The sequence below is a fragment of the Variovorax sp. J2L1-78 genome (genome assembly GCF_030317205.1).
GTDB lineage: Bacteria > Pseudomonadota > Gammaproteobacteria > Burkholderiales > Burkholderiaceae_C > Variovorax > Variovorax arabinosiphilus.
Genome location: NZ_JASZYB010000001.1, coordinates 2,574,677 through 2,593,684, shown reverse-complemented (window position 1 = coordinate 2,593,684; position 19,008 = coordinate 2,574,677). Strand labels below are relative to the sequence as shown.

General features: G+C 66.3%; 14 protein-coding genes. 13 read left to right on the top strand and 1 reads right to left on the bottom strand.

All coding sequences use genetic code 11. From position 1 onward, the window contains the following. Positions 1–4 precede the first annotated feature (4 nt). Positions 5–2,401, bottom strand: a complete 2,397-nt coding sequence (locus tag QTH86_RS12335) for a penicillin-binding protein 1A (RefSeq protein ID WP_286644403.1) — start codon at positions 2,399–2,401, stop codon at positions 5–7. A 241-nt stretch (positions 2,402–2,642) separates the two neighbouring features. Here QTH86_RS12335 and QTH86_RS12330 point away from each other — a divergent pair, with 241 nt between their 5' ends. The 13 genes from QTH86_RS12330 (at position 2,643) to QTH86_RS12270 (ending at position 18,984) form a co-directional block, all read left to right on the top strand. After that, positions 2,643–3,722: a pilus assembly protein PilM gene (locus QTH86_RS12330; protein WP_286644404.1), complete on the top strand. Its 1,080-nt coding sequence runs from the start codon at positions 2,643–2,645 to the stop codon at positions 3,720–3,722. After that, a complete protein-coding gene (locus tag QTH86_RS12325) occupies positions 3,719–4,354 on the top strand; it encodes a PilN domain-containing protein (protein ID WP_286644405.1) in 636 nt (211 codons plus the stop codon). The genes QTH86_RS12330 and QTH86_RS12325 overlap by 4 nt, the downstream gene beginning before the upstream one ends. 12 nt (positions 4,355–4,366) lie before the next feature. Further along, positions 4,367–5,044: a type IV pilus inner membrane component PilO gene (locus QTH86_RS12320; RefSeq protein WP_286644406.1), complete on the top strand. Its 678-nt coding sequence runs from the start codon at positions 4,367–4,369 to the stop codon at positions 5,042–5,044. After that, positions 5,041–5,580, top strand: a complete 540-nt coding sequence (locus QTH86_RS12315; RefSeq protein WP_444813756.1) for a pilus assembly protein PilP — start codon at positions 5,041–5,043, stop codon at positions 5,578–5,580. Before QTH86_RS12320 ends, QTH86_RS12315 begins: the two co-directional genes overlap by 4 nt. Further along, a complete protein-coding gene (locus QTH86_RS12310) occupies positions 5,577–7,742 on the top strand; it encodes a type IV pilus secretin PilQ (protein ID WP_286644407.1) in 2,166 nt (721 codons plus the stop codon). Before QTH86_RS12315 ends, QTH86_RS12310 begins: the two co-directional genes overlap by 4 nt. 6 nt (positions 7,743–7,748) lie before the next feature. After that, on the top strand, positions 7,749–8,330 hold the full coding sequence (locus QTH86_RS12305; RefSeq protein ID WP_286644408.1) for a shikimate kinase: 582 nt from the start codon (positions 7,749–7,751) through the stop codon (positions 8,328–8,330). 33 nt (positions 8,331–8,363) lie between these two features. Beyond that, positions 8,364–9,473 (top strand): 3-dehydroquinate synthase, encoded by a 1,110-nt coding sequence (aroB, locus tag QTH86_RS12300; protein ID WP_286644409.1) that lies wholly within the window; start codon positions 8,364–8,366, stop codon positions 9,471–9,473. A 25-nt stretch (positions 9,474–9,498) separates the two neighbouring features. After that, positions 9,499–10,632, top strand: coding sequence for a deoxyguanosinetriphosphate triphosphohydrolase (locus QTH86_RS12295; protein WP_286644410.1), 1,134 nt, complete (start codon positions 9,499–9,501; stop codon positions 10,630–10,632). Beyond that, positions 10,629–11,888, top strand: a complete 1,260-nt coding sequence (locus QTH86_RS12290) for an MFS transporter (protein WP_286644411.1) — start codon at positions 10,629–10,631, stop codon at positions 11,886–11,888. The genes QTH86_RS12295 and QTH86_RS12290 overlap by 4 nt, the downstream gene beginning before the upstream one ends. Then, positions 11,885–12,502, top strand: coding sequence for a DUF1415 domain-containing protein (locus QTH86_RS12285; RefSeq protein ID WP_286644412.1), 618 nt, complete (start codon positions 11,885–11,887; stop codon positions 12,500–12,502). The genes QTH86_RS12290 and QTH86_RS12285 overlap by 4 nt, the downstream gene beginning before the upstream one ends. Further along, complete coding sequence (locus QTH86_RS12280) at positions 12,499–13,359, top strand: class I SAM-dependent methyltransferase (RefSeq protein ID WP_286644413.1); 861 nt, start codon at positions 12,499–12,501, stop codon at positions 13,357–13,359. Before QTH86_RS12285 ends, QTH86_RS12280 begins: the two co-directional genes overlap by 4 nt. Positions 13,360–13,372: 13 nt before the next feature. Beyond that, complete coding sequence (locus tag QTH86_RS12275; RefSeq protein WP_286644414.1) at positions 13,373–14,065, top strand: transposase; 693 nt, start codon at positions 13,373–13,375, stop codon at positions 14,063–14,065. Between the two features lie 179 nt (positions 14,066–14,244). Continuing rightward, complete coding sequence (locus tag QTH86_RS12270) at positions 14,245–18,984, top strand: glutamate synthase-related protein (RefSeq protein ID WP_286644415.1); 4,740 nt, start codon at positions 14,245–14,247, stop codon at positions 18,982–18,984. Positions 18,985–19,008: the final 24 nt, after the last annotated feature.

The following is a 19,008-nucleotide window of genomic DNA, read 5'->3' as shown; positions in this document are numbered from 1 at the left end:
CCACTCAATTGCGGAACAGGTCGAGGATGCGGTTGCGCTCCTCGGGCGGGGGCGGGGCGCCGATGGGTGCCCCCGTGATCGGTTCGCCGCTGGTCGATGCGGCATCGACCCCCAGGCTGGTCACGCCTCGGCCCGGTCCGTAGTCGTCGTAATACAACTCCCCGCCGACATTGACCACGCCCGCCGGTGCGGTGGGCTCGGTCACCGGCACGCCCTTGAGGGCGGTTTCCATGAAGCTGATCCAGATCGGCAGGCTCAGGCCGCCGCCGGTTTCGCGGTCGCCCAGCTTGCGCGGGGTGTCGTAGCCGATCCAGGCGATGGCGGTCATGGTGGGCTGGAAGCCGGCGAACCAGGCGTCCAGCGAATCGTTGGTCGTGCCGGTCTTGCCGTAGATGTCGGGGCGCTTGAGCGTGGCCTGCGCCTTCGCGGCCGTCCCGCCGCTCGCCACCGATTGCAGGAGGCTGTCCATGATGAAGGCGTTGCGCTGCGGGATGGCGCGCATGCTCTCGTTGAGCAGCGGCGGCTGGGTCTCGACCAGGACCTTGTCCTTGTGGTCGGTCACGCGCGTGATCAGGTAGGGGTTCACGCGGTAGCCGCCGTTGGCGAACACCGAATAGGCCGTCGCCATCTGCATCGGCGTGACCGAGCCGGCGCCCAGCGCCATGGGCAGGTAGGCCGGGTGCTTTTCCTTCTCGAAACCGAAGTTGCCGATCCAGTCCTGCGCGTAGCGCGTGCCGATCGACTGCAGGATCCGGATCGACACCATGTTCTTGGACTTCATCAGCGCCCGGCGCATCGACATCGGGCCTTCGAAACCGCCGTCGTAGTTCTTGGGCTCCCAGGGCTGGCCGCCGGTGGTGCCGGCGTCGAAGAAGAGGGGGCCGTCGTTGATCACCGTCGAGGGCGAGAAGCCTTTCTCGAGCGCCGCGGAGTAGATGAAGGGCTTGAAGCTCGACCCTGGCTGACGCCAGGCCTGCGTCACATGGTTGAACTTGTTCTTGCTGAAGTCGAAGCCACCGACCATCGCTTTGACCGCGCCGTCGCGCGGGTCGAGCGCGACGAATGCGCCCTCGACCTCGGGGAGCTGGGTGATCTCGAAGGTGTTCTTGGGGGTCCGGGCGACGCGGATCACCGCACCACGGCGCACCTTGATGTTCGGCGGTGCCTTGTCCGACAGCCCGGACTGCGCCGGCTTGAGCCCATCGCCGGTGATCTGCAATACGTCGCCATTGGCGCGCACGGCCGTGATCTCCTTCGCATTCGCCTTCAGCACCACGGCGGACATCACGTCCCCGTTGTCCGGGTGTTCGGCCAGGGCATCGTCGACCGCTTCGTCCAATTCCTTCGGGTCATCGGGCAGGTCGACGAACTTCTCGGGTCCGCGGTAGATCTGCCGACGCTCGTAGTCCATGATCCCCTTGCGCAACGCCCGGTAAGCGGCGGCCTGGTCGGCGGCGACCAGCGAGGTGTAGACCTTCAGCCCCCGCGTGTAGGTGCTGTCGCCGTACTGGCTGTACATCAGTTGGCGAACCGTTTCGGCCACGTATTCGGCGTGCAGGCGCGTGGGGTCGGCCCCATCCCGCAGGTGCAGTTCTTCCTTCTTGGCGTCGGCTGCCTGCTCGGCAGTGATGAAGCCGGCATCGCGCATGCGGTCGATCACATACAACTGGCGGCCGCGTGCGCGCGACGGGTTGCTCACAGGATTGTTGGCGCCCGGCGCCTTCGGCAGGCCCGCGAGCATCGCGGCCTGGGCGATCGTGATGTCTGTCAGCGGTTTGCCGAAGTAGGCCTCCGAAGCGGCGGCGAAGCCGTAGGCCCGGTTGCCGAGGTAGATCTGGTTGAGGTAGATCTCGAAGATCTGGTCCTTGCTGAGCAGATGCTCCAGCTTGAAGGTCAGGAGCACTTCGTAGATCTTGCGCGTCAGCGTCTTCTCCGAGCTCAGGTAGACATTGCGCGCCACCTGCATGGTGATGGTGGATGCGCCCTGGCTCTTCACGCGGTTCATGTTCGCCAGGCCCGCGCGCACCAGCCCCTTGTAGTCAACGCCGCCGTGGTCGTAGAAGCGCGCATCCTCGGCGGCCAGAACGGCGTCCTTCATGACCTTCGGGATGGTGGAGATGGGTGTGAGATTGCGGCGCTCTTCACCGAATTCGCCGATGAGGACACCTTCGGACGAAAACACCCGCAGGGGGAGCTTCGGCCGGTAGTCGGCGAGTTCGGAAATATCGGGTAGGTTGGGATACGCCACCGCGAGCGCGACGGCGATGATGCAGACGATCGCGACGACACCGGCGACGGCGATACCGACGCCCCAGGCCAACAGGCGCAGCAGCCATGTCAGCCACAGGGGGCGCGCCGGAGCGGTTTTTTTCGGGCGCGCGGGGCGGGGAGAATCGGGCATGGAGGGGGACTGAGTCACCGCGCATTATAAAAACGCCGATTCCGTAAGCGGGGACTCGCTGGCGCCGAATGCACCGAAATACGTGCCGCGTCACGTAAGTTGCAGAAGCGAACGTCTGCGTGAACTTTTGACAACGCCTCAGCGGCGGGCCGTTCGTGATTCTTGGAGGTCGCGTGATCTTGCTGCTAGCATGCAACCATACGCAAATTTTTCCAATCGTTACAAACGGATGGGATAGACCTTGACCGCCTTCGGATCGTTGTTTCGTCGTCAGCCCTCGCCGTTGGTCGGGCTGGACGTGAGTTCGTCCAGCGTCAAGCTGGTCGAACTGGGCCGCGATGCCGGCGGAAAACTGGTGCTGGAGCGTTGCGCCATCGAGCCACTCGAGCGCGGCTGGATCACGGACGGTAACGTCGAGAAGTTCGATGAGGTGGCCGAGGCCGTGCGCCGCGTGGTTCGCAAGAGTGGCACGAAAACCCGCAATGTGGCCCTCGCGCTGCCGCCTTCTGCCGTCATCACCAAGAAAATCATCCTTCCCGGGGGCATGAGCGAGCAGGAACTCGAACTTCAGGTCGAATCGGAGGCGAACCAATACATCCCCTTTTCGCTGGACGAAGTCAGCCTTGACTTCTGTGTCATGGGCCCGAGCGCCGGTTCGGCGGGCGACGTCGAAGTCCTCATCGCCGCGTCGCGCAAGGAGAAGGTGCAGGACCGACAGGGCTTGGCCGAAGCAGCCGGTCTCAAGGCCATGATTCTGGATGTGGAGTCCTACGCCTCGCGGCTTGCCACGGCGCGGCTGATCGAGCAGCTTCCTGGCCAAGGGCGTGACGCCGTCGTGGCGCTCTTCGAAGTCGGCGCTTACACGACCAGCATGCAGGTCTTGCGCAATCAGGAAGTGCTGTACGACCGTGATCAGGCCTTCGGGGGCGCGCAGCTGACGCAACTCATCGTTCGTCAGTACGGGTTTTCTGTCGAAGAAGCCGAGGGCAAGAAGCGAAGCGGCGACCTGCCCGACGACTACAACGCGGGTGTGCTCAAGCCCTTCGTGGCCAGCATCGCCCAGGAAATCGCGCGCGCCTTGCAGTTCTTCTTCACGAGCACGCCGCACAACCGGGTGGACTACGTTCTGCTCGCCGGCGGCTCTGCGGCACTTCCGGGACTGACCAGCGCGGTGACACGGCAGACCTCCTTCGCCTGCTCCCTGGTGAATCCTTTCGAGGGAATGGAGATCAGCGCTGGCATTCGGGAGAAGAAAGTCAAGCGTGAGGCACCCTCTTATCTGACGTCGTGCGGTTTGGCGATGCGGAGGTTTCTGCAGTGATCCTGATCAACCTACTGCCGCACCGCGAGGCGGCGCGCAAGCGTCGCCGCGAGAGCTTCTATGCCACGCTGGGCGCCGCCGCGCTGCTCGGTGGTCTGATCGCGGGCGCTGGTTACGTCTGGTTTCAGGCGCAGATCTCCAGCCAGCAGGCGAAGAACAATTATCTGCAGACCGAGATCAAGAAGCTCGAGTCCGAGATCAAGGAAATTGCGACGCTGCAGGCCGAGATCGCCGCCTTGAAGGCGCGTCAACAGGCCGTGGAAGATCTGCAGGGCGACCGCAACATGCCCGTGCATCTGCTGAATGAACTGGTGCGGCAACTGCCGGATGGCGTCTACCTCGCCAGCATGAAACAAGACGATCGGGCCGTCACATTGCAGGGCATGGCGCAGTCGAACGAGCGCGTTTCCGAATTGCTGCGCAATCTCGGCAACAGCAGCCCGTGGCTGGTCAAACCCGAGCTTGTGGAGATCACGGCGGGCACCGTCGCGTTGAGCCCGCGTGACCAGCGCCGGGTCGCGAACTTTACGATGCGCATCGGCCTGAAACGTCCGACCGACGTTCAGAAGCCAGCCGCCGGTGCGGCTTCTGCGCCGGCCAAAGGTGCTGTCGCAGCACCTGCCAAAGGCTAAGGGGACCTGTCCATGGCGACCAGAAAATCCGCTCCGAAAGTCGACGTTGGCGACGCACTGCGGCGCTTCTCCGAGCAGTTCAAAGGGCTCAATCCGAACGACCCGTCGGTCTGGCCTGCTGTTCCGCGCTATCTCCTCTCCGTTGCCGTCACGGCCCTCGTGCTGGTCGCACTGTGGTTCGCGTGGCTGACCAACTCCAATGACGAGTTGGAGGCCGAGCGTGCCAAGGAAGTGACCCTTCGCGCGGACTACCAGAAGAAGGTGGCGCAGGCAGCCAACCTCGACCTCCTGAAGAAGCAGCGCGAGCAGGCCCAGCAGTACGTGACTCTGCTCGAGAAGCAATTGCCCAGCAAGGCGGAAATGGACGCCTTGCTGTCCGACATCAACCAGGCCGGCCTGGGCCGCAGCCTGCAGTTCGAGCTGTTCCGACCGGGCCAGGTGGCCGTTCGGGATTACTACGCCGAGTTGCCGATCGCGGTTCGCGTCAGCGGGAAATACCACGACATGGGTGCTTTCGTGGCCGACGTCGCCAACCTTTCGCGCATCGTCACCCTGAACAACCTGTCGATCACGCCGCAGAAGGATGGCGCGTTGACCATGGACGCCACCGCGCGCACCTACCGCTACCTCGACGAAGAAGAGCAGGCCACCCAGCGGCGTACAGCGGCATCCGGAGCGAAGAAAAAATGAGAAGCGCCAAAGCGTTGGGACTCTGCGCCGTGGTGATGCTCCTCAGTGGATGCTGGGGGGCTGAACAGAAGGACCTGCAGCAGTGGATGGTCGAAGAGCGCACGAAGGTGCGGCCGACGGTTCCCCCCCTGACGGAACCCAAGAAATTCACGCCGCAGGCGTATACCGAGGGCGCGGCGTTCGAGCCGTTCAACAGCCAGAAACTGACGCAGGCGTTGCGCCGGGACTCCGCCCAGCCCTCGACCTCGGGGCTCATCGGTCCGGAACTGACGCGGCGCAAGGAGGCGCTCGAGTCCTTTCCGCTGGACGCGATGGCGATGGTCGGCAGCATGAGCCGCAACGGCCAGCCGATCGCCTTGGTGCGCGTGGACAAGTTGCTCTACCAGGTGCGTGTCGGCAACTACCTGGGACTGAATTACGGGCGCATTACCCGTATCAACGAAACCGAACTCGGCTTGCGTGAAATCGTGCAGGACGCCGCCGGTGAATGGATCGAACGCGTGGCGACGCTGGAACTGCAAGAGAGGTCGAAATGAGTCAACAAAAAACGATGGTTGTACGGTGGCTCCGCGGTGCCGGCCTCACGCTCGGCATGTTCGCCGCCATGGCGGCGGCGCAGGCGCAGAACGCGATCGAGTCGGTGACCACCTCGATGCAGTCCGGCGCGGAGGTCGTGCGCATCGACCTCACGCAGCCGCTGAGCACGGTGCCCGCCGGCTTCGCCATCCAGACGCCGGCGCGGATCGCGCTTGATTTTCCGGGCGTCAGCAACGCGATCGGCCGCTCGGCCGTCGAGGTGAACCAGGGCAACCTGCGTTCCATCAACGTGGTCCAGGCCGGGGAGCGCACGCGCCTGGTCTTGAACCTGAAACAGGCCACCGCCTACAAGACCGAGATCCAGGGCCGCTCGCTGCTCGTCTCGCTCGAGCCCGTGGCGGGTGCCGCCCTGGCGGCCCCGGCGTCGGCGTCCGCCAGCTTCGCCGAGAACCGCAACCGCGACACCTTGCCGCTGCGCGATGTCGACTTCCGCCTGGGTGCCGACAACACCGGCCGGGTGATCGTCGACCTGGCCAACAACCAGGTGGGCGTCGACATCCGCCAGCAAGGCAAGAACCTGGTCGTCGAGTTCACCAAGTCGACCTTGCCCGAAGGGCTGCGCCGTCGCCTCGATGTGGCCGATTTCGGAACGCCGGTGCAACTGATCACGGCGCAGCAGTCCGGCGACCGCGTGCGCATGACCATCGAGCCCAAGGGCGACTGGGAGCACAGCGCCTACCAGAGCGAGAACCAGTTCGTCGTGGAAGTGCGTCCTCGCAAGGTCGACCCGACCAAGCTGACGCAGGGTGTCGGCTACAGCGGCGAAAAGCTGTCCCTGAACTTCCAGAACATCGAAATCCGTTCACTGCTGCAGGTCATTGCCGATTTCACGAACTTCAACATCGTCACATCCGATTCGGTGACGGGTGCGCTGACGCTCCGGCTGAAGGACGTGCCCTGGGACCAGGCGCTGGACATCATCATGCAGGCGAAGAACCTGGGCATGCGCAAGAACGGCAGCGTGTTGTGGATCGCGCCGAAGGACGAGATCAATGCCAAGGAAAAGATGGAGTTCGAGGCCAAGGCGGCCATCGAAACCCTCGAGCCCCTGCGCACGCAGTCGTTCCAGCTCAACTACACCAAGGCGTTGACGATCGCGCAGGGCCTGACCGGCACCGGTGCCAGCGCGGGCGGGGGCGGTGGTGGTTCCAACGCGTCTCGTATCCTGAGTCCGCGCGGCAGCGTGATCGCGGAGTCACGCACCAACCAGCTCTTCGTGTCCGACGTGCCCACGCGCCTGGCGCAGGTCGCCGAACTGATCCAGAAGCTCGACGTTCCCGTGCGCCAGGTGCTGATCGAGGCGCGCATCGTCGAGGCATCGGACACCTTCGGTCGGTCGCTGGGCGTCAAGCTCGGTGGCGGCGCCATCAACAGCCGCACGGCGATCGGCACCTATCCCAACGTGACCGGCGGTGGCACCACCACCACGGTGACGAACGGCGTGGCCACCAGCACGTCGACCAGCCCCACCGTCGCCTTCCCGCAGTTCACCCAGAGCAATTTCGTGAACCTGCCCTCCCAGGGCGTGGGGGGCAATGGCATCGATCCCGGCACCTTCGCGATTTCGCTGTTCAACTCCAGTCTGTCGCGCATGCTCAACCTGGAAATCTCGGCCCTCGAGGCCGACGGCAAGGGCAAGGTGGTGTCGAGCCCCCGCGTCGTCACGGCCGACCAGACCAAGGCGTTGATCGAACAAGGTACCGAACTGCCTTACCAGGTGGCCACCTCCAGCGGTGCGACCTCCATCGCTTTCCGCAAGGCCAACCTCAAGCTGGAAGTGACACCGCAGATCACACCGGAAGGCAACATCATCCTGACGCTGGACGTCAACAAGGACACGGTGGGGCAGGCGACCACGGCCGGTTTCGCGATCAACACCAAGCATGTGCAGACCGAGGTGCTGGTGGAGAACGGCGGCACGGTGGTGATCGGTGGTATCTTCGAAATGACCGAAAGCAACAACGAGTCGCGTATTCCGGTGCTGGGTGAAGTGCCTTACCTGGGCGCCCTTTTCCGGACGCGCGAGCGCACCTACAACAAGACCGAAATGCTGGTATTCATCACGCCGAAGATGATCACCGACCGCAACGCCGCACGTTGATGAAGCGTGGAGATTGCTAGCGTCGTCGGAGAACCGACGATCGCTCTCGTCGGATTGCCGGGCTCGGGGAAGTCCGCCATCGGACGGCGGCTCGGGCAGCAGTTGGGGTGGCGCTTCGTCGACACCGACCATTGCATCGAAGACCGCATCGGTTGCACGATCCGGGAGTTCTTCGAGCGCGAAGGCGAGGACGCGTTCCGCGAGGTCGAAGAGCAGGTGCTGGCCGATCTGACGTCCTCGCTGCGGCAGAGCGTGATGGCGACGGGTGGCGGTTCGGTGCTGCGGGCGTCGAATCGACAGCACCTGCGCGAGCGGACCCACGTTGTCTACCTTCGTTCCTCGCCGGAAGAGTTGCTCAGGCGGCTGCGCCACGACACCAAGCGACCGCTCCTGCAGGTGGCGGATCCGCTCCAGCGACTGAAGGACCTGCATGCGGTGCGCGATCCGCTCTATCGAGAGATCGCGCACACCACCGTCGACACCGGCCGGCCGTCGATCGCGATGCTGGTGAGCACCATCGTCCAGCAGCTCGAAGACGCCGGCGTGGTTCGCCAGGACCCCGGCCGGGACGCGGGCCCGACGGGCTGAAACGGCGCTGCGCCCAGCGCCTAAACTCGCGGGATGCTCACACCGGTTTCTCTCGCGGCGCCTCAGCGTGTCGACATCGCGCTCGGCGAGCGCAGCTACCCGATCCTGATCGGTGCCGGCCTGCTCGACCATCCCGCCAGCTTCGAGGCCGTGCCGAAGGCCGCGAGCGCCTTAATCGTCACCAACACCACCGTCGGGCCGCTCTACACGGCGGCGCTTCAGAAGGCGCTGACGGGCCGATTCGCCGCCATCCACGTGCTCGAACTGCCGGACGGTGAGGCCCACAAGGACTGGACCACGCTCAACCGGATCTTCGATGCCTTGCTGGGCCACGGCTGCGACCGCAAGACGGTGCTGTTCGCCCTCGGCGGCGGCGTGGTCGGTGACATGACGGGCTTCGCCGCCGCGAGCTACATGCGCGGCGTGCCTTTCGTGCAGGTGCCGACCACGCTGCTGGCGCAGGTGGATTCGTCGGTGGGCGGCAAGACCGCCATCAACCACCCGCTCGGCAAGAACATGATCGGGGCCTTCTACCAGCCGCAAATGGTCCTGTGCGACCTCGCGACGCTGAAGACGCTCCCGCCGCGCGAACTCAGCGCGGGCCTGGCGGAGGTCATCAAGTACGGGCCGATCTACGACATGGCCTTCTTCGAATGGATCGAGGCGAACCTGCCGGCGCTGCGCGCGCAGGAGCCCGCCGCATTGGCGCATGCCGTGCGGCGCAGCTGCGAGATCAAGGCAGAGGTGGTGGGTCAGGACGAGCGCGAGAACGGGCTGCGGGCCATCCTGAACTTCGGCCACACCTTCGGCCACGCCATCGAATCGGCACTCGGCTACGGCGAGTGGCTGCATGGCGAGGCTGTCGGTTGCGGCATGGTGATGGCGGCGCAGCTGTCGCAGCGGCTCGGTGGCGTCGACAGCGCCTTCGTGCAGCGGTTGACGACCCTGATCGAGAAGGCCGGCCTGCCGGTCGTCGCGCCGCGCTTCGGCGCCGAGCGCTACCTCGAGCTGATGCGCATCGACAAGAAGTCCGAAGGCGGCGAGATCCGTTTCGTGGTGATCGACAAGCCCGGTTCTGCGGTGATGCGCCCGGCGCCCGACGCGATGGTGCGCGAGGTCCTGGCGGCATGCGGCGCGGCGTAAAGGCTGTGTGTTCCAGCGGCCGACCATGACCGAACTCGCGCCGTACGCCAGCCATCCGGCGCGCTCGCGCGGCCGCCGCCATCCGGAGCCGGCCGCGCCCACGCGCGACGACTTCCAGCGCGACCGCGACCGCATCGTCCACTCCACCGCCTTTCGCCGTCTGGTCTACAAGACGCAGGTCTTCCTGAACCACGAAGGCGACCTGTTCCGCACCCGGCTGACGCATTCGCTGGAGGTCGCGCAGCTCGCGCGCTCCATCGCGCGTGCGTTGAAGCTGAACGAGGACCTGGTCGAGGCCATCGCGCTCGCGCATGACCTGGGGCACACGCCCTTCGGCCATGCGGGGCAAGACGCACTCGACGAATGCATGCGCGAGCACGGCGGCTTCGAGCACAACCTGCAGAGCCTGCGCGTGGTCGACACGCTGGAGCACCGCTACCCGCAGTACGACGGCCTCAACCTGAGCTTCGAGACGCGTGAAGGCATCCTGAAGCACTGCTCGCGCACCAACGCCGAGCAGATCGAGGCGGCCGAGCCGAACGGCGTTGCCCACCGCTTCCTCGACCGGACCCAGCCCAGCCTCGAAGCCCAGTTGTGCAACCTCGCCGACGAGATCGCCTACAACGCGCACGACATCGACGACGGCGTGCGCTCGGGGTTGATCGGCATCGAGCAACTGGCCGATGTCGAACTCTTCGAGCGCTACCGTCGCGAGGCGCTGGCCGAGCACCCCGGGCTCACCGGTCGCCGCGTTCTGTACGAAACCATCCGCCGCATGCTGAGTGCCCAGGTCTACGACGTGATCGATGCAACCCGCGCGGCCATCGCCGCCGCGGCGCCCGTCGATGCCGATGCGGCGCGACAGGCCGGGCCGCTGGTGCTCTTCGGCGACGCGATGCGCACGCAATCGGCGGCGCTCAAGCGCTTTCTCTTTCGCGGGCTCTACCGGCATCCGCAGGTGGTGCAGACCACCGTACAGGCCCGAGCGGTCGTGCAGGAGCTGTTCGCCGCGTACATCGACAAGCCCTCGGACATGCCCGAGTCCTTTGCGGTCCGCGGCGACGGCCCGCGTGCCGTCGCCGACTACATCGCGGGGATGACCGACCGGTTCGCCATGCGCGAGCACGAGCGCCTCACGGGGCGCACGTGGGCCGCATGACCGGTGGCCGTTCGAGCCTGCCGCCCGCGACGCTGGCCGCGCTGTTCGCCGGCGTGAGCGCTGCGCTGCACCTCGGCAAGCTGCCTCCGGCGGTGAGCGCGCTGCAGGTATCGCTGGGCATCGGCCTGGTCGAGGCAGGCTTTCTGCTGGCGCTGGTACAGGTGGCCGGCATGACGCTCGGGCTGCTGGCGGGGCTGGCGGCCGACGCGATCGGTTTGCGACGGAGCATGCTGATCGGATTGGTCACGCTGACCGTCGCGAGCGTTCTCGGTGGTGCGATCGGCGTCGCGGGCCTGGGCGCCGCCGATGCCGTGCATGCGCTGCTCGGCCTGCGCGCGCTCGAAGGGTTGGGTTTCCTGATGGTCGTGATGCCGGCCCCGGCGCTGATCCGCATCACCGCGCCGCCGGATCGCGAGAAGTCGGCCCTGGGGTGGTGGGGCGCCTACATGCCGCTCGGCGTGGCCGCGGCGCTGCTCATCGGCCCGTTCCTGATCGGCACGGCCGGTTGGCCGGCATGGTGGTGGACGATCGCGGCCGTCTCCGGTGCCGCGGCGCTGAGCGTCGCGCTCTGCGTGCCGGGCGACGATGCGCATGGGTCGCGGTCGACTGCAGCGCGGGCCGCGTCATGGTCCGAGCGATCGCGCAGCACGCTGTGCTCGACCGGGCCGTGGCTGGTCGCTGCGGCCTTCGCCGTGTATTCTTCGCAATGGATCGCGGTGATCGGCTTCCTGCCGGCGATCTACGCCGGTGCCGGCGTTCCCGCACAGTGGAGTGCGGTGCTCACGGCCCTGGCGGCAGCGATGAACATCGGCGGCAACGTGCTGGCCGGGCGTTGGCTGCAACGGGGCGTGCCAGCGGGTCGCCTGTTGCGCTGGGGTTATACATCGATGGCGATCGGCGCCGTGGTGGCCTTCGCCCAGGTCGGTGCCGGTGGCGACGCCGTGGGTCTGCCGCCGCTGCTGCGCTATCTGGCGATCTGCGGGTTCTCCCTCGCCGGCGGCATGGTGCCGGCCACGCTCTTCGTGCTCGCCGTGCGCGTGGCGCCCGGCGCGTCGACCGTGGCGACCACGGTGGGGTTGATGCAGCAGGCGTCGGCGTTCGGGCAGTTCGCGGCGCCGCCGCTGGTCGCCTGGCTGGCTCATCGCGCCGGTGGCTGGCAGTGGACCTGGGTGGTGACCGGCGCCTGCGCATCGGTCGGCATCCTGCTGGCCGGGCGGCTGGCGCGCCGCGGTGTGGTGGTCGGAGTGCCCGCATGACGCGCGAGGTTCATTCCGGCGGCGGCGAGCCGGCGCCCCCCGCGGCTGAGACAATCACCGCTGCGCAAGCCGAAGCCGACACGCGCCACTGGCTCGAAGCGGCGGTGATCGGTCTCAACCTGTGCCCGTTCGCCAAGGCCGTGCACGTGAAGCGGCAGGTCCACTACGCGGTGCACCTGGCGGCCGATGACGACGCCGGCCTGCTCGACCGGCTGCTGGCCGAGGCGGATGCCCTGGCCGGCCTCGACGCGAGCGAGCGCGACACCACCCTCCTGATGGCACCGAACACCTTGGCCGATTTCCTGGACTTCAACGATTTCACCGCCCGCGCCGAGCGCCGGCTGGCACGCGCCGGCTTCGAGGGCACGCTGCAGCTGGCGAGCTTCCACCCGCGCTTCCAGTTCGCGGGCACCGAGGCGGACGACATCGGCAACGCCACCAACCGTGCGCCGTACCCGACGCTGCACCTGCTGCGCGAAGAGAGCATCGACCGTGCGGTGGAAGCGTTCCCGGAGGCCGAAGCGATCTTCGAGCGCAATATCGAGACGCTCGAGGCCCTGGGTGACGACGGCTGGGCCGCGCTGCACGTCGGCCCGGGCGGAGCCGCGCGATGAGCAAGCTCGACAAGGCCGCGAAGGCCGAAGCCGACGTGCTGCAGGAGCTGCGCCCCGGCCAGTCGATCGAACTGCTGAAGGAACTGCACATCCTCACGCGCGAAGGACGGCTGAACCAGGATTCGCGCCGCAAGCTCAAGCAGGTCTACCACCTGTTCCAGTTCATCGAGAAGCTGCTGCGCGAACTGCCGGGGGAGGGCGCCGGCGCCACGCTGGCCGACCACGGTGCGGGCAAGTCGTACCTCGGCTTCATCATCTACGACCTGTTCTTCAAGGCGCTCGGCGGGGGGCATGTCTACGGCATCGAAACGCGCGGCGAACTGATCGAGAAATCGCGCTCGCTCGCGGCGCGGCTGGGCTTCGACCGGATGGCCTTCCTCAACCTGACGGTGGCCGAATCGACCCATGCCAGCGAGCTGCCGGCGCAGATCGACGTGGTCACCGCCCTGCATGCCTGCGACACCGCGACCGATGACGCCATTGCCTTCGGCCTGGCCAAGCAGGCGAAGTTCATGGTGTTGGTGCCCTGCTGCCAGGCCGAAGTCGCCGCCTGCTTGCGCCAGACCAAGGCGCTGGCCCTGTCGCGCACGCCGCTGGCCGAACTGTGGCGGCATCCGCTGCACACCCGCGAGATCGGCAGCCAGCTGACCAACGTGCTGCGTTGCCTGTACCTCGAGGCGCAGGGCTACCAGGTCACGGTGACCGAGCTGGTGGGCTGGGAACACAGCATGAAGAACGAGCTCATCATCGCGCGCCGCACCGGACATGCGAAGGCCAGCGCCGCCGAGCGTCTGCGCAGCCTGCTGGCGGAGTTCGGCCTGGCGTCGCTGCTGGAAACGCGCTTCCGCCTGCCCTGACCCCTGCGCCGCCATGGCTCGCCTGCCCCGACTCACGCTGCCCGGCCAGCCGCATCACGTGATCCAGCGCGGCAACAACCGCCAGGCGATTTTCATCGACAACGCCGACCGGGAGCGCTTGCTGACGCTCTGGGCCGAGCAGGCGCCGCGCTTCGACGTGGCGCTGCACGCCTATGTGCTGATGGACAACCACTTTCACCTGCTGGCCACGCCGGCGACGGCGGATGGGCTGCCGAAGTTCATGCAGGCGGTCGGGCGCAGCTACGTCCGCGCGTTCAACGACCGCCATGGCCGCAGCGGCACCTTGTGGGAAGGGCGCTACCGCGCGACGGTGCTGCAGGCCGAGCGCTATCTGCTGCCCTGCATGGTCTACCTGGACCTCAACCCGGTGCGCGCCGGTCTGGTGGCGGAGGCACGTGACTTCGCCTGGTCGAGCCATCACCACTACGTCGGTCTCCGGACGGATCGCTTCCTGTCGCCGCATCCACTCTACTGGACGCTGGGCAACACGCCGTTCGCCCGCGAGGCCGCCTACGTCGACCGGGTGCGCACCGGGATAAGCACGCGTGATCAGCAGGTGCTGACCGAGTCCACCCTGCAGGGGTGGGCGGCAGGCGACGACCACTTCGTCGCTCAACTCCAGGCGGTGACCGGACGGCGTCTGGTCAAGAGCCGAGCCGGTCGACGGCCTTTGGCGCAAGGCTGAGCCATCCTCTGCAGCGGGAATCGCGGCCCGCTTCGATATGTCCCCAATTAATACTTGAATGGAATAATCAGAATTTAAATGGTATCCGACCCCAATTAAAGTGCTTGGCATTATTTGTGCAACGCCATATTCTTCGTTCCCCTGCGAAATTTCCCGCGATAAATGAAGGAGTGCGTCCCATGACGACGGAAGCCGAAATCCAACACCTGGAGCAACACGGTCTGTACTCGGCCAGCAACGAGCATGACGCTTGCGGCCTGGGCTTCGTGGCGCACATCAAGGGCGAGAAGCGGCACGACATCGTGACGCAGGCCCTGAAGATCCTCGAGAACATCGACCATCGCGGCGCAGTGGGCGCTGACAAGCTGATGGGTGACGGCGCCGGCATCCTGATCCAGATCCCGGACGCGCTGTACCGCGAAGAGATGGGTAAGCAGGGCATCGAGCTTCCTCCTTACGGCGAATACGGCGTGGGCATGATCTTCCTGCCGAAGGAACACGCCTCGCGCATGGCCTGCGAGCAGGAGATGGAGCGAGCGATCAAGGCCGAAGGCCAGGTGCTGCTGGGCTGGCGCGACGTGCCGGTCAACCGCGAGATGCCGATGTCGCCGGCCGTCAAGAAGACCGAGCCGATCCTGCGCCAGGTCTTCATCGGCCGCGGCAACGACGTCATCGTGCAGGACGCCCTGGAGCGCAAGCTGTACGTGATCCGCAAAACCGCCAGTGCCAACATCCAGAACCTGGAGCTCAAGCACAGCAAGGAATACTACGTTCCGAGCATGTCGAGCCGCACCGTGGTCTACAAGGGCCTGCTGCTGGCCGACCAGGTGGGCGTGTACTACCTCGACCTGTCCGACGAGCGTTGCGTGTCGGCCATCGGCCTGGTGCACCAGCGCTTCTCGACCAACACCTTCCCCAAGTGGCCGCTGGCCCACCCGTACCGCTATGTCGCCCACAACGGCGAAATCAACACGGTGCGTGGCAACTACAACTGGATGAAGGCGCGCGAAGGCGTGATGTCGTCGCCGGTGCTCGCAGCGGACCTGAAGAAGCTGTACCCGATCAGCTTCGCGGGCCAGTCCGACACCGCCACCTTCGACAACTGCCTCGAACTCATGACGATGGCCGGCTACCCGATCAGCCAGGCCGTGATGATGATGATCCCCGAGCCGTGGGAGCAGCACGACACGATGGACGAGCGCCGCCGCGCGTTCTACGAGTACCACGCCGCCATGATGGAGCCGTGGGACGGCCCGGCCTCGATCGTCTTCACCGACGGCCGCCAGATCGGCGCCACGCTCGACCGCAACGGCCTGCGTCCGTCGCGCTACTGCGTGACCGACGACGACCTGGTCATCATGGCGTCGGAGTCCGGCGTGCTGCCGGTGCCTGAGCACAAGATCATCAAGAAGTGGCGCCTGCAGCCCGGCAAGATGTTCCTGATCGACCTGGAGCAGGGCCGCATGATCGACGACGACGAGCTCAAGGCCTACGTCGTCAACACCAAGCCGTACAAGCAGTGGATCGAGAACCTGCGCATCAAGCTCGACAGCGTCGAGGCGCCGCCGGTCGTGATGCCCGAGAGCGCGGTGTCGCTGCTCGATCGACAGCAGGCCTTCGGCTACACGCAGGAGGACATCAAGTTCCTGATGTCGCCCATGGCGCAAGCCGGCGAGGAAGGCATCGGCTCGATGGGCAACGACAGCCCGCTGGCCGTCCTGTCGAGCAAGAACAAGGCGCTCTACAACTACTTCCGGCAGATGTTCGCCCAGGTGACGAACCCGCCGATCGACCCGATCCGCGAAGCGATCGTGATGTCGTTGAACAGCTTCATCGGCCCGAAGCCGAACCTGCTGGACATCAACCAGGTCAACCCGCCGATGCGGCTCGAGGTGGCCCAGCCGATCCTCGACTTCGCCGACATGGCCAAGCTGCGCAACATCGAGCAGCACACGCAGGGCAAGTTCCGCTCGAGCACGCTCGACATCACCTACCCGGCTGACTGGGGCCGTGAGGGCGTCGAGGCCAAGCTGGCGTCGCTGTGTGCCGAAGCCGTGGACGCGATCAAGGGCGGCAGCAACATCCTGATCGTGAGCGACCGTGCCGTGAGCGCCACGCAAGTGGCCATCCCCGCGCTGCTCGCCTCCAGTGCGATCCACCAGCACCTGGTGCGCGAGGGCCTGCGCACCACGGCGGGCCTGGTCGTCGAGACCGGCAGCGCCCGCGAAGTGCATCACTTCGGCGTGCTGGCCGGCTACGGTGCCGAAGCCGTGCACCCCTACCTGGCCATGGAAACGCTGGCCGCGATCCACAAGGACCTGCCGGGCGACCTGTCGGCCGAGAAGGCGATCTACAACTACGTCAAGGCGATCGGCAAGGGCCTGTCGAAGATCATGTCCAAGATGGGCGTGAGCACCTACATGAGCTACTGCGGCGCGCAGCTGTTCGAGGCCATCGGCCTGAACAACGACACGATCGGCAAGTACTTCTCGGGCACCGCCAGCCGCGTCGAAGGCATCGGCGTCTTCGAGATCGCGGAAGAGGCGCTGCGCATGCACGCGGCGGCCTTCGGCGACGACCCGGTGCTCGCCAGCATGCTGGACGCCGGCGGCGAATACGCCTGGCGCACCCGCGGCGAAGAGCACATGTGGAGCCCGGACGCGATCGCCAAGCTGCAGCACAGCACGCGCGCCAACAACTGGAGCACGTACAAGGAATACGCCCAGATCATCAACGACCAGAGCCGCCGCCACATGACGCTGCGCGGCCTGTTCGAATTCAAGATCGATCCGAGCAAGGCGATCCCGGTGGAGGAAGTCGAGCCGGCTGTGGAGATCGTCAAGCGCTTCGCGACCGGCGCGATGTCGCTGGGCTCGATCTCGACCGAGGCGCATGCCACGCTGGCCGTGGCGATGAACCGCATCGGCGGCAAGAGCAACACGGGCGAAGGCGGCGAAGACCCGGCGCGCTACCGCAACGAGCTCAAGGGCATCCCGATCCAGCAGGGCGACACGCTCAAGAGCGTGATCGGCGAGGCGAACGTCGAGGTCGACCTGTCGCTCAAGCCCGGCGACTCGCTGCGCTCGAAGATCAAGCAGGTCGCGTCCGGCCGCTTCGGCGTCACGGCCGAGTACCTGAGCTCGGCCGACCAGATCCAGATCAAGATGGCGCAGGGCGCCAAGCCCGGCGAAGGCGGTCAGCTGCCGGGCGGCAAGGTGACCGAATACATCGGCAAGCAGCGCTACTCGGTGCCGGGCGTGGGCCTCATCAGCCCGCCGCCGCACCACGACATCTACTCGATCGAAGACCTGGCGCAGCTCATCCATGACCTGAAGAACGTCGCGCCGCATGCCAGTATCAGCACGAAGCTGGTGAGCGAAGTGGGCGTGGGCACGGTGGCCGCGGGCGTGACCAAGTGCAAGAGCGACCACCTGGTGATCGCCGGGCACGACGGCGGCACGGGCGCTTCGCCCTGGTCGTCGATCAAGCACGCTGGCGGCCCCTGGGAAATCGGCCTGGCCGAGACCCAGCAGACGCTGGTGTTGAACCGCCTGCGTGGCCGTGTGCGGGTGCAGGCCGACGGCCAGATGAAGACCGGCCGCGACGTCGCCATCGGTGCGCTGCTCGGTGCTGACGAGTTCGGCTTCGCGACCGCGCCGCTGATCGTCGAGGGCTGCATCATGATGCGCAAGTGCCACCTCAACACCTGCCCGGTGGGCGTGGCTACGCAGGACCCGGTGCTGCGCAAGAAGTTCTCGGGCAAGCCCGAGCACGTCGTCAACTACTTCTTCTTCATCGCCGAAGAAGTGCGCCAGATCATGGCGCAGCTGGGCATCCGCACTTTCAACGAGATGATCGGCCGCGCCGACCTGCTCGACATGAAGAAGGGCATCGCCCACTGGAAGGCCAGCGGCCTCGACTTCAGCCGCCTCTTCGCGCTGCCGAACGTGCCGGACGACGTGCCGCGCTTCCATGTGGAGAACCAGGACCACGGCCTGGAGCACAACCTCGACACCAAGCTGATCGAGAAGTCGCGCGCGGCGATCGAGAAGGGTGAGAAAGTCCAGTTCATCGAGGTGGCGCGCAACGTGAACCGCACCGTTGGCGCCAAGCTGTCGGGCGCGCTCACGCGGGTGCACCCCGAGGGCCTGCCGGACGATTCGATCCGCATCCAGCTCGAAGGCACGGGCGGCCAGTCCTTCGGCGCCTTCCTGGCGCGCGGCATCACGCTGTACCTGATCGGCGATGCCAACGACTACACCGGCAAGGGCCTGTCGGGCGGCCGCATCGTCGTGCGCCCGAGCCTGGACTTCCGTGGCGAAGCGGTGCGCAACACCATTGTGGGCAACACCGTGATGTACGGCGCCACCACCGGCGAGGCGTATTTCTGCGGCGTGGCCGGCGAGCGCTTCGCGGTGCGGCTGTCGGGTGCGACGGCCGTCGTGGAAGGCACGGGCGACCACGGCTGCGAATACATGACGGGCGGCACGGTCGCGGTGCTGGGCAAGACCGGCCGCAACTTCGCCGCCGGCATGAGCGGCGGCGTGGCCTTCGTCTACGACGAGGACGGCAAGTTCGCTTCGCGCTGCAACCTGTCGATGGTCACGCTCGAGAAGGTGCTCACCACGTCCGAGCAGACCGCCACCGTCAAGCCGGCCGTCTGGCACAACGGCACGACCGACGAGATGCAGCTCAAGAAGCTGCTGGAGGACCACCACCGCTGGACCGGCAGCAAGCGCGCGCGCGAGCTGCTGGACGACTGGACCGTGAGCCGCACGAAGTTCGTGAAGGTGTTCCCGAACGAGTACAAGCGTGCGCTCGCGGAAATCCATGAACGCAAGGCCCTCGCCGCCGCGAGCGGCAACGACGCCAAGACCGGCCTCGAGCCGCACGTCACGCGCAAGACCGCCGCCGTCTGACGCGCAGCCGCCAAGAACAAAGGA

Excerpts from the sequence above, each read along its gene's own strand:
- QTH86_RS12320 (WP_286644406.1), top strand. The coding sequence starts at position 4,367 with ATGGCGACCAGAAAATCCGCTCCGAAAGTCGACGTTGGCGACGCACTG.
- aroB (WP_286644409.1), top strand. The coding sequence starts at position 8,364 with ATGCTCACACCGGTTTCTCTCGCGGCGCCTCAGCGTGTCGACATCGCG.
- QTH86_RS12335 (WP_286644403.1), bottom strand. The coding sequence starts at position 2,401 with ATGCCCGATTCTCCCCGCCCCGCGCGCCCGAAAAAAACCGCTCCGGCG.
- QTH86_RS12315 (WP_444813756.1), top strand. The coding sequence starts at position 5,041 with ATGAGAAGCGCCAAAGCGTTGGGACTCTGCGCCGTGGTGATGCTCCTC.
- QTH86_RS12290 (WP_286644411.1), top strand. The coding sequence starts at position 10,629 with ATGACCGGTGGCCGTTCGAGCCTGCCGCCCGCGACGCTGGCCGCGCTG.
- QTH86_RS12285 (WP_286644412.1), top strand. The coding sequence starts at position 11,885 with ATGACGCGCGAGGTTCATTCCGGCGGCGGCGAGCCGGCGCCCCCCGCG.
- QTH86_RS12270 (WP_286644415.1), top strand. The coding sequence starts at position 14,245 with ATGACGACGGAAGCCGAAATCCAACACCTGGAGCAACACGGTCTGTAC.
- QTH86_RS12295 (WP_286644410.1), top strand. The coding sequence starts at position 9,499 with ATGACCGAACTCGCGCCGTACGCCAGCCATCCGGCGCGCTCGCGCGGC.
- QTH86_RS12280 (WP_286644413.1), top strand. The coding sequence starts at position 12,499 with ATGAGCAAGCTCGACAAGGCCGCGAAGGCCGAAGCCGACGTGCTGCAG.
- QTH86_RS12275 (WP_286644414.1), top strand. The coding sequence starts at position 13,373 with ATGGCTCGCCTGCCCCGACTCACGCTGCCCGGCCAGCCGCATCACGTG.
- QTH86_RS12310 (WP_286644407.1), top strand. The coding sequence starts at position 5,577 with ATGAGTCAACAAAAAACGATGGTTGTACGGTGGCTCCGCGGTGCCGGC.